The organism is Streptomyces sp. NBC_00448 (genome assembly GCF_036014115.1).
Taxonomy (GTDB): Bacteria; Actinomycetota; Actinomycetes; order Streptomycetales; family Streptomycetaceae; genus Actinacidiphila.
The window spans coordinates 374,022-386,532 of record NZ_CP107913.1; the positions used below are offsets into that span (position 1 = coordinate 374,022).

Annotated in this window: 12 protein-coding genes; 7 read left to right on the forward strand and 5 right to left on the reverse strand. The window is 73.3% G+C overall.

Going from position 1 to position 12,511, the window contains the following annotated elements; translation table 11 throughout:
• The first annotated feature begins 39 nt into the window (after positions 1-39).
• The 3 genes from OG370_RS01745 to OG370_RS01755 all read left to right on the forward strand — a co-directional run bounded on the left by OG370_RS01745 (position 40) and on the right by OG370_RS01755 (position 1,887).
• Positions 40-390, forward strand: coding sequence for a class I SAM-dependent methyltransferase (locus OG370_RS01745; RefSeq protein ID WP_328459819.1), 351 nt, complete (start codon positions 40-42; stop codon positions 388-390).
• A complete protein-coding gene (locus OG370_RS01750) occupies positions 387-908 on the forward strand; it encodes a methyltransferase domain-containing protein (protein ID WP_328459821.1) in 522 nt (173 codons plus the stop codon). Before OG370_RS01745 ends, OG370_RS01750 begins: the two co-directional genes overlap by 4 nt.
• A gap of 73 nt (positions 909-981) precedes the next feature.
• Positions 982-1,887, forward strand: a complete 906-nt coding sequence (locus OG370_RS01755; RefSeq protein WP_328459823.1) for a hypothetical protein — start codon at positions 982-984, stop codon at positions 1,885-1,887.
• Between the two features lie 45 nt (positions 1,888-1,932).
• Here OG370_RS01755 and OG370_RS01760 read toward each other — a convergent pair whose 3' ends face one another.
• The gene (locus OG370_RS01760; protein WP_328459825.1) at positions 1,933-2,313 is read right to left on the reverse strand and encodes a VOC family protein; all 381 of its coding nucleotides are present in this window, start codon (positions 2,311-2,313) and stop codon (positions 1,933-1,935) included.
• A gap of 184 nt (positions 2,314-2,497) precedes the next feature.
• Complete coding sequence (locus OG370_RS01765; protein ID WP_328459827.1) at positions 2,498-3,508, reverse strand: alcohol dehydrogenase catalytic domain-containing protein; 1,011 nt, start codon at positions 3,506-3,508, stop codon at positions 2,498-2,500.
• A gap of 315 nt (positions 3,509-3,823) precedes the next feature.
• Between OG370_RS01765 and OG370_RS01770 the strand changes: the two genes are divergently transcribed.
• Positions 3,824-4,042, forward strand: coding sequence for a hypothetical protein (locus OG370_RS01770; RefSeq protein WP_328459829.1), 219 nt, complete (start codon positions 3,824-3,826; stop codon positions 4,040-4,042).
• 284 nt (positions 4,043-4,326) lie between these two features.
• Positions 4,327-4,752 carry a hypothetical protein gene (locus OG370_RS01775; protein ID WP_328459831.1) on the forward strand — a complete coding sequence of 142 codons (426 nt, stop codon included), beginning with the start codon at positions 4,327-4,329 and terminating at the stop codon, positions 4,750-4,752.
• A 705-nt stretch (positions 4,753-5,457) separates the two neighbouring features.
• On the opposite strand, the gene OG370_RS01780 is transcribed toward OG370_RS01775, so the two are convergent.
• On the reverse strand, positions 5,458-6,993 hold the full coding sequence (locus OG370_RS01780; protein ID WP_328459833.1) for an MFS transporter: 1,536 nt from the start codon (positions 6,991-6,993) through the stop codon (positions 5,458-5,460).
• Between the two features lie 87 nt (positions 6,994-7,080).
• On the opposite strand from OG370_RS01780, the gene OG370_RS01785 reads away from it, so the two are divergent.
• Both OG370_RS01785 and OG370_RS01790 read left to right on the forward strand, forming a co-directional pair.
• Positions 7,081-7,701, forward strand: a complete 621-nt coding sequence (locus tag OG370_RS01785; protein ID WP_328459835.1) for a TetR/AcrR family transcriptional regulator — start codon at positions 7,081-7,083, stop codon at positions 7,699-7,701.
• A gap of 617 nt (positions 7,702-8,318) precedes the next feature.
• Positions 8,319-8,945 carry an NADPH-dependent F420 reductase gene (locus tag OG370_RS01790; RefSeq protein ID WP_328459837.1) on the forward strand — a complete coding sequence of 209 codons (627 nt, stop codon included), beginning with the start codon at positions 8,319-8,321 and terminating at the stop codon, positions 8,943-8,945.
• A gap of 27 nt (positions 8,946-8,972) precedes the next feature.
• On the opposite strand, the gene OG370_RS01795 is transcribed toward OG370_RS01790, so the two are convergent.
• Together OG370_RS01795 and OG370_RS01800 are read right to left on the reverse strand one after the other, a co-directional pair.
• Complete coding sequence (locus tag OG370_RS01795; protein WP_328459839.1) at positions 8,973-9,779, reverse strand: putative protein N(5)-glutamine methyltransferase; 807 nt, start codon at positions 9,777-9,779, stop codon at positions 8,973-8,975.
• A gap of 188 nt (positions 9,780-9,967) precedes the next feature.
• A complete protein-coding gene (locus tag OG370_RS01800) occupies positions 9,968-12,454 on the reverse strand; it encodes a glycoside hydrolase family 2 protein (protein ID WP_328459841.1) in 2,487 nt (828 codons plus the stop codon).
• Positions 12,455-12,511: the final 57 nt, after the last annotated feature.

The following is a 12,511-nucleotide window of genomic DNA, read 5'->3' on the forward strand; positions in this document are numbered from 1 at the left end:
GCCGCGAAGCGCCGGGTCCCAGGGGGGGTTGATGCCGCAGTGACCGGGTTCGACGGCAATGGGTTCGACGAGAGCGGGTCCGACGAGAGCGGGCGCTCGATCTGGTCGGGGAGGGCCGTCGCGTACGCGGAGTCCTTCGCGGCGGTGTGCGCGTATCCGATCGGGGACCTGCTCGACGCCGTCGGGGCCGGTCCCGGCGTCCATCTGCTGGATGTCGGCACCGGGTCGGGGAACGTCGCCGCGGCGGCGTACGCGAGGGGCGCGCGGATCACCGCCGTCGACGCCGAACCGGGCATGGTCGAGCTCACCGCGCAGGCGGTGCCGACAGCCGACGTCCGTGTCGCCGAACTGCCGTCCTGCCCTTCGCCGACGCCACCTTCGACGCGGTGACCGCCAACTTCGTGCTGGACCACGTCGGCCGGCCGCGGCGCGCGCTGGCCGAGCTGAACCGGGTGACCCGGCCGGGCGGCCGGATCGCGGTGACGGTGTGGTGCGTGCCGGCCGGGAGCGGGCAGGCCCTGCTGGGACGGGCGACCGAGGCCGCCGGCGTGCGGCGCCCACCCCACCGAGCGGTGCTGCCGCCCGAGACCGACTTCCCGCGCACCGAGCGGGGCCTGCTGGACCTCCTGCCGGCCGCCGGCCTCGCCCGCCCGTCCTGCCGCACCCTCGCCTGGGACCATCTGACCTCCGCCGGGCAGTGGTGGCAGGGCGCGGCGTCGGGCGTCGGCTTCACCGGTCACCTCATCGCCGCCCAACCGGCCGCGACCCGGGCGGAGATCAAACGGCACTTCGATCTGCTCAGTGCGGGGTTCACCACTCCCGACGGTCGGCTCGCCCTCCCGCACCAGGCCCTGCTCGCCGGCGCGACCGCCCAGCCGGGACCCGTACCGGTACCCCGGACCGGTTGACCGTCCCCGGCCGGGCCGTCGCCGGGCCGTCTCTCACGGAACCGGCCCTGTCGCCCCACGCGTCTTGTGTGCCATGGCTTCCGACCAGCAGCAGGACCACGCGGGCGGGTCCGAACGCGTCCGGCCGAAGTCGCCCGCCACGCCCACCACCCCCGCCACGCCCGGCGAGCCCGCCCTTCCCGTCCCCAAGAGCCGAGCGGACGCCCGGGGCGAGGAACTGGTCGGAGAGGCCACGGAGGGCGGGCCGATCATCGTCGTCACCGCCATCGCGCTCAAGCGGCACGTCCACGACGCCCTTGCCCAGCGCCTCGGTCCCGGTCACATCCTCCTGGACATCCGCCACGCCGGACCGGACGCCGACATCGTGCTCATCCCACCTGCCAGCGCCCAGCTCCTCGGCCACCTGCGCCGGCAGTTCCCCCAAGCGCGCATCCTCGCCACCGAGTTCACCGACGACAGCTACGGCGCCGATTTCCGGGGCCCCATCAGCCGCATCCTCGACAGCGACATCGACGGGTACTTCATGGCGCCGACCCTCGACGACCTGGCGCGCGTCACCCACAGCGCCGGCCGAGCCGTTGCCGGAGCCCTCGCCGGCGGCACGGGAAGCGCCTCGCGGCGTCCCGTCGACTTCCTTGCGGCCAACCGGCGCCTTCTGCTGGAAAGCGGCCACGCGGTCGATCCGAGCCCCGCCGATCCGGGCCAGGCCGATCCGAGCCCCGCCGAACCGGGCCAGGCCGATCCGGGCCAGGCCGACGCCCCGGCGCAGGGCGGGGTCACGATCGATCTCGACGCGTGGGCCCGCACGCTCGAAGGCAGCGCGCCGATCCTGGCGGGCCTCGCGTGGCCGCTGATCCTGCAGTTCCTGCGGCAAGGTGTGCCGGTCACCGTCGTCGGCGGCCCGCCCGGGAGCTGGACAGCCCGGGCACGCGCGGCAGGAGTCCAGGTCCGTCCCTCGTCTCGACGGCTCCCCGGCTGACGTGCGGGCGCCGGGAACCTGGTGCCGGGGCAGGACCCACGAGTCTCACAGGGGGTTGAGGCGCGCCTTGAGCAGGCAGAACTCATTGCCCTCGGGGTCGGTCAGGACATGCCACGACTCCTCCCCCGTCTGGCCGATGTCGGCCGGGCGCGCGCCCAGCCCCAGCAGGCGTTCGAGCTCGGCGTCCTGATCCCGGTCGGTGGCGTTGACGTCGATGTGCAGCCGGGACTTCCCCGGCTCCGGCTCGTCCCTGCGGCTGAGGAAGATCGTCGGCTGCGGACCGCCGAACCCTTCGCGCGGCCCGATCTCCACCGAGCCGTCGTCCTCGCGATCGAGCACGACGAAGTCCAGGACCTCGCACCAGAACCGCGCCAGCACCTCGGGGTCGCGGCAACCCAGCACGAGTTCACCGATACGACACGCCATCACGCAACCTGCTCTCAGCCGGGAACCGCGGGGGAACCGCCGGGGAACCCTCTCGCCCACCCGTGGGCGCCCGGCGGAAAACAACCCCGCGACCGTACCGGACGGGCCGAGCGCGGGCGAAGCGATTTCGGGCCCCCCGTCCGCCAGGACGTCGGTGCGGCCGATACGAGGGCGGAGAACGCGGTCAGGTGAAGGTGATGACGCTGCGCCCGTGGGCGGTGCCCGCGTCCATCGCGTCGAGCACGGACGGCGCCTGTTCGAGGTCGACGGTGCTGATCTCGGGGAGGATGCCGTGCTGTGCGGAGAACGCCAGGGTGTCCCGCAGGTCATGGGGCGAGCCGGACGGGTTCGCCACGATGTGCAGCCGGTTGAGGATCATCAACTGGGCGGGCGGGGAGAAGGGTTCCGTGTTGTAGCCGCACAGTACGAGAGTGCCGTCGGGCGCCAGCCCGCTCATCGCCGCGACGGCGGGCGCGTTGGAGGGTGCCGCGTTCAGGACGACGTCCGCGCCGCCGTCCCACGCCCGCAGGGTCTCGCCGGGGTCCTGGTCGTCGGTGGCCACGAACAGCTCCGCGCCCAGTGCCTTGGCGGCGTCCTCACCGCGCCGCGACCGGGCGACCACCGCGACGCGGGCGCCCATCGCCACGGCGTAGCGGATCGCCAGGGCGCCGATGCCGCCGGCACCGACCACGGCGACCCTCGACGAGGCGGTCGCCCCGCCCTGCCGCAGGCCGTTGAAGGCGGTCAGACCCGCACACATCAGCGGTGCGGCGGCGACCGGGTCGAGGCCCGCCGGAAGGGGCGTGGCGAACCCCTCCTTGAGGACGGTGTACTCGGCGTACCCGCCGTCGACCACCACCCCGGTGATCCGCTTGCGCGGGCACAGGATCGGCTCGCCGCGCGCACAGTAGTCGCAGTGCCCGTCCGAGTCGTGGAGGAACTGGCCCCCCACAGCCGTCCCGACCTCGGGCCGGCTCACCCCCGGGCCGAGCGCCGCCACCACCCCGCTGATCTCGTGCCCGGGGACGACCGGGAACGCGGCGAACGGGTACTCGCCCTTGAGGAGGTTGAGGTCCGAGTAGCAGATGCCGCACGCGGTGACCTTCACCAGCAGCTCGCCGGGTCCGGGTTCGGGGACGTCACGCGTGGTGAGGGCGAGCGGTTCGTGAACTCCTGTCGCAACAGCGGCACGCATCAAATCCTCCAGAGATCCAGCCAGTCCGCCGGCCCGCGACCCTCCGCGGCGCTCCGCGGGCCCTTCACGGTGGGCTTCAGCCCGGCACCGGAGATCCCGCGCAGCCGTTCCCAGGCTAGAACGGACAAAACGGGCACGCAATGCTGAAGGGAGCCCGCCACCGGGCCCACCCCCTCGCCGCCCGCTTCCGACCCCACCGCGGGGTCACGGCGGTGCCCCGGACCACGCCCCTGGCACCGTCCCCGCGCCCTGCAGCGCGATACCGCACGAAACCGGCCGGCCGACGATCCGCGGATCGTCGAGGTCGCCGACATCATGGAGCGCTTGATGATGCGCGCGGTGGAGGCCGGCGAGGTGGGTGCCGACGACGGCATCGACGACCAGTTCGTCGACCTGCTGGACTCAACCATGGTCGACTCCTCGCCGCACGCCGCACGGCTGTTGGCGATCCTGGAGGAGCGGGGCTGGAGGGGCTGGACCCGCATCGAGCGAGTGCCTGCCGACAGACTCAACACTGAGCTGCCGCCATCTTGAAGGCGGTTCAGGGTCCTGGAGTGACGCTACTTGGGGTGCACGTGCCGGCCGGGGGTGGCCGTCTGCCTCAGTGAGGAACTTGGACACTTCGAAGATCAGCCGGTGGCCGTCTTTCCATGCGGGCGCCAACCCGAACGCCGGGACGAACCCCCGGATCAGGTCCCACCCGCTCCACCTCTTCCGGAGACGCGACCGTCGGCGGTGCCGTGGGGATATTCGCTGGCGCTGCCCATGTGCCTGGATGCATCGTGCGTCCTTGGGTACTCCGAGGCAGGGTGGACGGCGTGAAGACGAGACTGCGCGTGTTGCGTGTCGGCAACCGCAGATGCGCATGGACGGCCGCGATCGGCCATGTGCAGGGCGATAGCGACTGCCACCGGGTCATCCGCTTGCGTGTGTGGGGCTCCGGGAAGAACGGCCGAGTGCTGCAGGTGGACCTGCTGTCGAAGACCCCGTCGGGACCCTGGGGCGCCTGCGCGACGGACGGCGCCTATCCGACGTCCCGCGATGCGCGGGCAGTCGTTGAATACGCGCTGGCCCACGGATGGGAGGCCGACGAGGTCGGAGGGAGGTTCCTGCTGACCGAGAACGAGCATGCCGCAGCATTCGAGCTCGCCGACTTCTTGATCACTGATCGAGTTCGGGACCCGGACGCGCCGGACCCGAGCGCGCGGGTGCTTGCGCTGCCGCGCGGTGAGTCTGCTCGGTGACCGCGCCGGACGTCGGCTGCACGAGGCGATCACGGTGGTCCGGGCGGCTGGTCGTCGCGTCACCGACCGGGCCTGAGTGACCGTGGCTCGAAGATGGACGATCTCCGCGTGCTGGGCCGAGAGCCGGGCGAGTGCCTGGACGCGGAGTTCGGCGAGGTCCCCGTTCGCGTTCTCCGACGCGAGCAGGCGTGCCTTGAGCCCAGCCACCGGCCCCGACAGGTAGTGCGCGGCCGCGATGTGCAGCGCCTTCCGCAGCGTCGAGGTCGTCACCGCCGGCCCCACCGGACTCGGCCAGCCCCCCAGGATCCCGGGGCAGGCGCTCCGAGGGCCGAACCGGCGGTGCAGGTCCTTCACACGCATCTGGCACGGCTCCGAGGCCCGCACCCCGGAGATGTAGATCAACTTCGACATCACATGGTTCCTGCACGCCACCGCCTCCTTGCGGGCGTGCGCCAACTCCCGCCGCCGGCCGGCGAGGAACTCGCCGACCGCCCGCGTCGACGGCGGCACCCGCGGGACGAAGTCACCGCGGTGTGCGTGCCGGTTGAACGGGTCGATCGGCGACTCGACCGCCGCCCCGAACCGCCGGAAGATCTCGCGCGCGTAGCGCTGCTCCCGGAACGCGAAGAAGCGGTCGGTCCGGTTCGGCGGCCTCGGGGAGGAGAGGGGAATCGTCGGGACGCGCGGGCGCCGCCGATCGACGAATCAGCCGCGCTCGGGGGATGCCTCGCGCAGGTCGATCGAGGAGGACGCGAACTCGCCGGCGAGACTCAGCGCCTCCTCCTCGCGTTCCTCGGTGGGGGTGAGCCGGCTGCTGCTGGTGCGGGGAATGCCGAAGAGGGCCAGCAGCGCGGCGAGCAGGAAGAAGGCACCGCCCAGGCCGAAGGTCCAGACGAAGGCGCTCTCGGTGGGGAGCGAGACCGGCCCGGTGGGCAGGCGGTGGGTGGCGACCTGGCTCGCGAGGATCGTGACGACGAGCGCGCTGCCGATGGCGCCGCCCACGGTGCGCATGATGGAGTTGATCGAGTTGGCGACCCCGGTCTCGTGCGGGCCCACGTTCATGACCAGGAGCGTCGGCATCGACGCGTACGCGACGGCGATGGCCGCGTTGCAGATGATGACTCCGACGATGACCTCGGCGGTCGTGTCGTGGAGCACGGCCAGCAGCGCCATGCCGACCAGCCCGATGACGCAGGCCAGCAGCAGGACCAGTCGCGGGCCTATTCGGGCGACGAGACGGCCGGCCAGCGGTCCGGTGAACATCGAGACGATCGCACCGGGGAGCATGAAGACGACGCTGGTGCGCAGGATCGACGCGGTGAAGCCGTACCCGGCGACCGCGTCCGGGGTCTCCACGAAGTAGGTGATCCCGAGGAAGACGCTGAACATCGCGAAGCCGATGCACAGCGCGGCCAGGTTGGTCGCGAGGACGGGCCGGCGGACCAGCAGGGCGAACGCGACGAGGGGTTCGCGGGTACGGCGCTGCAGGACGATGAAGCCGGCCAGGATGACGACCGCGGCGACGAAGAGCCCGATGACCTTGACCGAGCCCCAGCCCCACGCGTGCCCCTGGGACAGCGGCAGGAGCAGGCAGACGAGCCCGACGCCCAGGACCGCGGCCCCGCGGTAGTCGACCCGGCCGCCCTGGCCGGGCAGCCGCGGGATCGCGATCGCGGAGAGCACGAGCACCACCAGGGTCATACCGACGCAGAGCCAGAAGATCCGCCGGTAGTCGGCGCCGCCTTGTGTCAGCAGGCCGGTCGCGACGAGGGCGATTCCGCTGCCGACGCCCAGCGCGGAGGCGGTGATCGCCATCGCGCCGGTCAGCTTCTCCTTCGGCAGCGCCTGGCGCAGGACGCTGATCGCGAGGGGGAAGAGTCCAAAGCTCGCGCCCTGCAGGACGCGCCCGGCGATCAGCAGCTCGATGCTGTGCGTGACCGCCGCCAGGACGCTGCCGGCCAGCGTCACGACCAGCGCCGCGAGGATCACCCGACGGTGCCCGAAGACGTCGCCGAGCCGGCCCAGCAGGGGCGTCACGGCGGAGGCGGTGAGCATGGTCGAGGTGGTGACCCACCCGACGGCGGTGGCCGACGCGCCCAGTTGCGTACCGATCTCCGGCAGCACCGGGACCACGAGCGTCTGGATCATGGAGAGAAGGAAGACCGCCGCCGCCATGGTCACGACGACGAGGCGCGCCGGGACCACTGGTTCGACCCCGGCCGAGGTTCGTTCATCAGGCATGGGGAGCACAGTAACGCGCGGACTCGACGGATGTCGATTATTGCCGACGACCGTCGACAACACAGGACGGGAGGCTAGGATCGGGGCATGGCATCAGACACCGGCGTCCGTCCGGCCAGGCGGCGCGGCCGGCCGAGCAAGGGCGAGATGCGCGAGGAGCGGATTCTCGACGCGACGCGGCGCCTGGTCGGCGAGCGCTCGATGGCCGACATCACCATCGACGAGATCGCCGCCGCGGCCGGCATCTCCCGGACCAGCTTCTACTTCTACTTCCCGACCAAGCAGGCGGTGCTCGCCGCGCTGATGGACCAGGTGTGGGAACGCCTCGGCCAGACGCACGTGTGGTTCGGCAGCAGCGGTCCCAGCCCGGACGAACTGGGCGAACAGCTCCGGCGAGTGGCCGGGATCTGGCAGGAGAACAGCAGGGTCCTCGCCTGCGCCATGCCCAGCGGGTTCGCCGGCGGTTACCCCCCGATGGAAGAGCTCATGGGCCGCGCGAAGCAGCGGTTCGTGGACGGCGTCGCGGAGAAGATCCGGCGCGACCGGACTGCCGGGCACGCCCCCGAAGGCATCGACGCCGCCGTACTCGCACGCATGGTGTCGGTCGTGCGCGACCACAGGCTCGCGGAGATCGTCGAACTGCCCGAGGACGAACGGGAACGCGCCGTTGACGACCTGGCCGGGGTGATCCTCCGGATGATCTACTGACCCGCCACCGTCCGTCCGGTCCACGCGCGTGACCGAGCGACCGCGTGACCGCGCGGGAGCGACGGGAGCGACGGGAGCGACGGGAGCGACGGGAGCGACGGCCGATCCCGACCCGCCGCGGCTGACGCGAACCAGAGGGCGTCGGCCCTGTCGCGGCCGCGGGCCCCGGAAGCACACGTCGTCGCCCCGGGGTACGGCGCTCCGCCGGTGACGCCGAGTCGCCGCTCCGGATGCGGGCGTCCGCGGCCTCCCGCAGGATGGCAGGGGCGCCGGCATCCCAGGGCGCGTCCGCGAAGTCCCTGCCCCGACGCCCCGTCCTCGGTCTTCCGGAGGACGACCCACCAGGCCGGAGCCGGAGCAGCGCGGCACCACCCGGCGCCGGTGGTACGCGCGTCACCCGGCACGTCCCGTCCGTGCTGCACGGCATCGACTTGTCGCCGGCGTCGGACGACGGCCGCGCACCGACCTCAACGCCTCTCCGCGGACGGGGAGTCGAGTACTCGGGCGGCGTCACCGGACCGTACCGCTCCCCCGCACCGCTCGACCCGCGGCGCGGCGCCGCCCGCGCTGATCGGACCGGCCGCGGCCCGACGCCCTTCACACGGAAAGAGGCACCCATGGACATCACGATCGTCGGCGCGGGCAAGATGGCCCGCGGCATCGGCACGCGCGCCCTGGCGGGCGGCCATCGGGTCCGCCTCGTGGACAGCACCCGGGCCAAGGCGGACGCTCTCGCCGCCGACCTCGGCGAGGGTGCGAGCGGCGCCGACTTCGACGCGCTGGACGGCGCCGACATCGTCGTGCTCGCCGTGCCGTTCGAGGCGGCGAAGACCGTGGCCCGCGAGCACGCACAGGCCCTCGCGGGCAAGGTCGTGGTGGACATCTGCAACCCCGTGAACTTCTCCACCTTCGACTCGCTCGTCACCCCGCCCGGCGAGGCCGCCGTCTCCCTGATCGCGGCCGAGGCGCCGCGGGCCCGCTTCGTCAAGGCGTTCAACACGACCTTCTCGACCGCGCTGGTGGCGGGCGAGGTGGGCGGGCTGCCCCTGGACGTCTTCATCGCGACGGACGACGACGCGGCGCGGTCCGCCGTCACCGAACTCGTCAGCAGCGGCGGACTTCGCCCCGTCGACGCGGGCCCCCTGCGCCGGGCCCTGGAACTGGAGGCGTTCCAGTTCCTGCACATGACGCTCCAGGACCGGCTCGGCCTGAACTGGTCCAGCGCGATCAAGATCCTGCCGTAGCCCCGAGTCGACCGGGCTCCCGCGGGGCTACTCCCGGGTCGCCATCAGGACCGTGGCGTCCAGGTCGGCGTCGTGGGCCGTGGTCGCGGTGAAGCCGCCGGCGCGCAGGGCCCGCAGGGCGGGGGGAACCTGCGGCTCGCTGGTCTCGGAGAGCAGCGTGCCGCCGGGGGCGAGCCAGGCGCGAGCGGAGCGGGCGACGCGGCGCAGCAGGTCGAGCCCGTCGGCGCCGCCGTCGAGCGCGAGCGGCGCCTCGTGGTCGCGCGCCTCGGACGGGAGGAGGGGGATGTCGCCGGTGGGGACGTAGGGGACGTTGGCGGCGAGCACGTCCACCCGCCCGCGCAGGTCGGCGGGGAGCGGCGCGAAGAGGTCCCCTTCGTACACCCGCCCGCCCGCGCCCGGCAGGTTGCGGCGGGCGCACCGTACGGCCGCGGGGTCGAGGTCGGCCGCGTGCAGTTCCACCCCGGGGACGGCCGCGGCGAGCGCGGCGCCGACCGCTCCGGACCCGCAGCACAGGTCCAGCACCACCGCGCCCGGGCGCAGCAGGGCGGCGGCGCGGGCGACGAGGAACTCGGTACGCCGGCGCGGCACGAACACGCCGGCGTCGACCTCGATCCGCAACCCCGCGAACTCGGCCCAGCCGACGACGTGTTCGAGGGGCAGCCCGCCGGCGCGCCGCGCCACCATCGCGGTCAGCTCGTCCGGGGTCCGGGCGGCCGCGAGGAGCAGGCTCGCCTCTTCCTCGGCGAAGACGCACCCGGCGGTGCGCAGTGCGGTGACGACGTCGTCGGTGTGCGGCCACAGCGGTCGCGGGGAGCGGGCGAGGGGTTCCGACATGCGTGGGGTGCCTTTCGGGAAGCGTGCTGCGCTCCCCCGGCCGTGCCGGCGCCGCGTGACGTCGACGTCAGTGCGCGCGGCCGTACGGTGGGAGCGACCGGTGTGCGGTGCTGCGGTTGATCGGTCCCACCTCCTCGGCTCGTCGCGGGGCGCGCTGCAGCGCCGCGCCCAACCTACCGTACGACCGCCTACCGTACGACCGCCGCGTTGACGGTGTGCAGGGCGGCGGTCGCGGCCTCGGCGGTGGGGTGCGGCCAGCCGTGCACGGTGATGGTGGCGCGCTCGCCGGGCAGCAGCGTGGTCAGGCCGCGGTCGGCGGTCGCGGCCGGGCCGAGCCGGTCTGCCTGCAGCAGCAGGTCGCGCAGCAGCGTGCGGGCGGTGACGGTGATCTCGACCGCGGGCGCGGCCCGCTCCGGACCGCCGGCGCCGTCCCCGCGGACATCCAGCTCCAGGTCCCAGCGCGGTCGCGGGTACGCGAAGTCCTTGTCGCGGGCGGGGAACCAGTACGCGCGCAGCCCGTCGGCGCCGGAGCCCGCATCGGGATCGGCATCCGCATCGGCGGTGAGGAGTTGTGTCGTGCTGCCGGCCGCGGGCCGGAGCTGCTCGGGGACCGGGAGGTCTGCGACGGTGCGGGCGGCCGCGGTGAACGGCACCCGGGCCTCGGCGAGCACCTCGCCGTCGACCGAGACGCGGCGCAGCAGCACTCCGTCGGACCACTCCTGCCCGGCCTGGTTGACCACTGCGAGCACCAGGGCGCCGTCCCGCTCCTGGAAGGTCAGCAGCCGGTCGGCGTAGAGCCGCTTCAGCTCGTGGTGGAGCGGCTTGGGCCGGCCGTCGCCGTCGATCGCGGCCCACGAGGTCACCGGCCAGCAGTCGTTGAGCTGCCAGACGATCGTGCCGGCGCAGCGCGGCCAGTGCGAGCGCCAGTGCTCGACGCCGGTGGCGACGGCCCGGGCCTGGTTGACCTGGGTGAGGTAGTGCCAGGTGTCGAAGTCGGCCGGGACCGGGAAGTGGCGGGCCAGGCCCCGTTCGAGCTTGCCGTTGCCGTCGCCGGCCTTCTGGTGGTGCAGCATGCCGGGCGAGTCGGGTGCGAGCGGCTCGTCGCCGATCGCGCGGCGGACGGTGGCGTGGGCGGGCGGGGCCTGCCAGCCGAACTCGGCGACGAAGCGCGGGACGCTGTCGCGGTATTCGGTGTAGTCGGTGCGGTTCCACACGTCCCAGGAGTGGGCGGTGCCGTGGTCGGGGTCGTTGGGGTGGTGCTGCCAGGAGCCGGACCAGGGGCTGCCGGGCCAGTACGGGCGGGTCGGGTCGGTCTCGGACACGATCCGCGGCAGCACGCCGAGGTAGTAGCCCTCGCCCCAGGAGTCGGTGGCCAGTTCCGGCTCCCACTCCCAGTCGCGGAAGCCCCACAGGTTCTCGTTGTTGCCGTTCCACAGCACCAGCGAGGGGTGCGGGGCGAGGCGGGCCACGTTCTCCCGCGCCTCCGCCTCGACCTCGGCGCGCAGCGGCTGCTCCTCGGGGTAGGCCGCGCACGCGAAGAGGAAGTCCTGCCAGACCAGCAGCCCCAACTCGTCGCAGGCGTCGTAGAAGTCGTCGCTCTCGTAGATCCCGCCGCCCCACACCCGGACCAGGTCCACGCCCGCGTCGACGGCCTGCCCCAGCCGGGTCCGGTAGCGCCGCGCGTCGATCCGGCTGGGGAAGACGTCGTCGGGAATCCAGTTCACGCCGCGCGCGAAGAGCGCGGTGCCGTTCACCACCAGGGTGAACGCCGATCCGTGCGCGTCGGGCGCGGTGTCCAGCTCGACGGTGCGGAAGCCGATCCGCCGCTGCCACGCGTCGAGCGGGTCGGCGCCGTCCAGGACGGTCACCTCGCAGTCGTACAGCGGCTGTTCGCCGTAGCCGCGCGGCCACCACAGCCGGGCGTCGGGCACGTCGCAGGCGACCGTGAGGTGGTCGGTGCCGGGCGCGGCGGTGGTCTCGGTGACGGTGTCGCCGACCCGCAGCCGTACGGTCAGCGGCCGTGCCGTGCCGGAGGGGGTGCGTTCCAGGTCGATCCGCGCCTCGACCCGGCCGGTGCCCGCGTCGACGGTGGCCAGCGGGATCACCCGGGCGAGCCGGGCGGTGGACCAGCGCTCGACGCGCACCTGCTTCCAGATCCCGGCGGTGACCAGCGTCGGCCCCCAGTCCCAGCCGAAGGAGCAGGCCATCTTGCGCAGGTACTGGAACGGCTCGGGGTAGGCGTTCGGCCGGTCGCCGACCAGGGCGCGGACCCGTTCGGCCTCGGTGTAGGCGGAGGTGAAGGCGACGGCCAGCGGGGTGCCGCCGGTGGCGTCCGGCCGGCCGGTGACGTCGAAGCGGTAGCCGCGGTGCATGTTGCGGGTGGTGCCGAGCACGCGCCCGCCGAGCCGCACCTCGGCGACGGTGTCGAGCCCGTCGAAGACCAGGTCGGTGCGCTCGTGGCCGGGCCCGTCGAGTGGCGGCAGCGCCGTTTCGTACGTCCAGTCCGCGCGGCCGACCCAGGCCACCTCGGTCTCGTTGCGGTCGAGATACGGGTCGGGGATCACCCCGGCGGCCATCAGGTCGGTGTGCACGCAGCCGGGCACCTGCGCGGGCACGCTGCCGCGGTCGGGAAGGCGCAGCTCCCAGCCGTCGGCGACCGGCGTGATGTCCTTCATGCGTGCTCCCTGCCTGCTGGTCCGTCGGCGCCGGAGGACGGCGCGGATCAAACGGTA

What these genes read in the sequence shown, in the direction of transcription:
- OG370_RS01770 (WP_328459829.1), top strand. Translation starts at nt 3,824, where the DNA reads ATGGAGCGCTTGATGATGCGCGCGGTGGAGGCCGGCGAGGTGGGTGCC.
- OG370_RS01755 (WP_328459823.1), top strand. Translation starts at nt 982, where the DNA reads ATGGCTTCCGACCAGCAGCAGGACCACGCGGGCGGGTCCGAACGCGTC.
- OG370_RS01785 (WP_328459835.1), top strand. Translation starts at nt 7,081, where the DNA reads ATGGCATCAGACACCGGCGTCCGTCCGGCCAGGCGGCGCGGCCGGCCG.
- OG370_RS01780 (WP_328459833.1), bottom strand. Translation starts at nt 6,993, where the DNA reads ATGCCTGATGAACGAACCTCGGCCGGGGTCGAACCAGTGGTCCCGGCG.
- OG370_RS01800 (WP_328459841.1), bottom strand. Translation starts at nt 12,454, where the DNA reads ATGAAGGACATCACGCCGGTCGCCGACGGCTGGGAGCTGCGCCTTCCC.
- OG370_RS01795 (WP_328459839.1), bottom strand. Translation starts at nt 9,779, where the DNA reads ATGTCGGAACCCCTCGCCCGCTCCCCGCGACCGCTGTGGCCGCACACC.
- OG370_RS01790 (WP_328459837.1), top strand. Translation starts at nt 8,319, where the DNA reads ATGGACATCACGATCGTCGGCGCGGGCAAGATGGCCCGCGGCATCGGC.
- OG370_RS01760 (WP_328459825.1), bottom strand. Translation starts at nt 2,313, where the DNA reads ATGGCGTGTCGTATCGGTGAACTCGTGCTGGGTTGCCGCGACCCCGAG.
- OG370_RS01765 (WP_328459827.1), bottom strand. Translation starts at nt 3,508, where the DNA reads ATGCGTGCCGCTGTTGCGACAGGAGTTCACGAACCGCTCGCCCTCACC.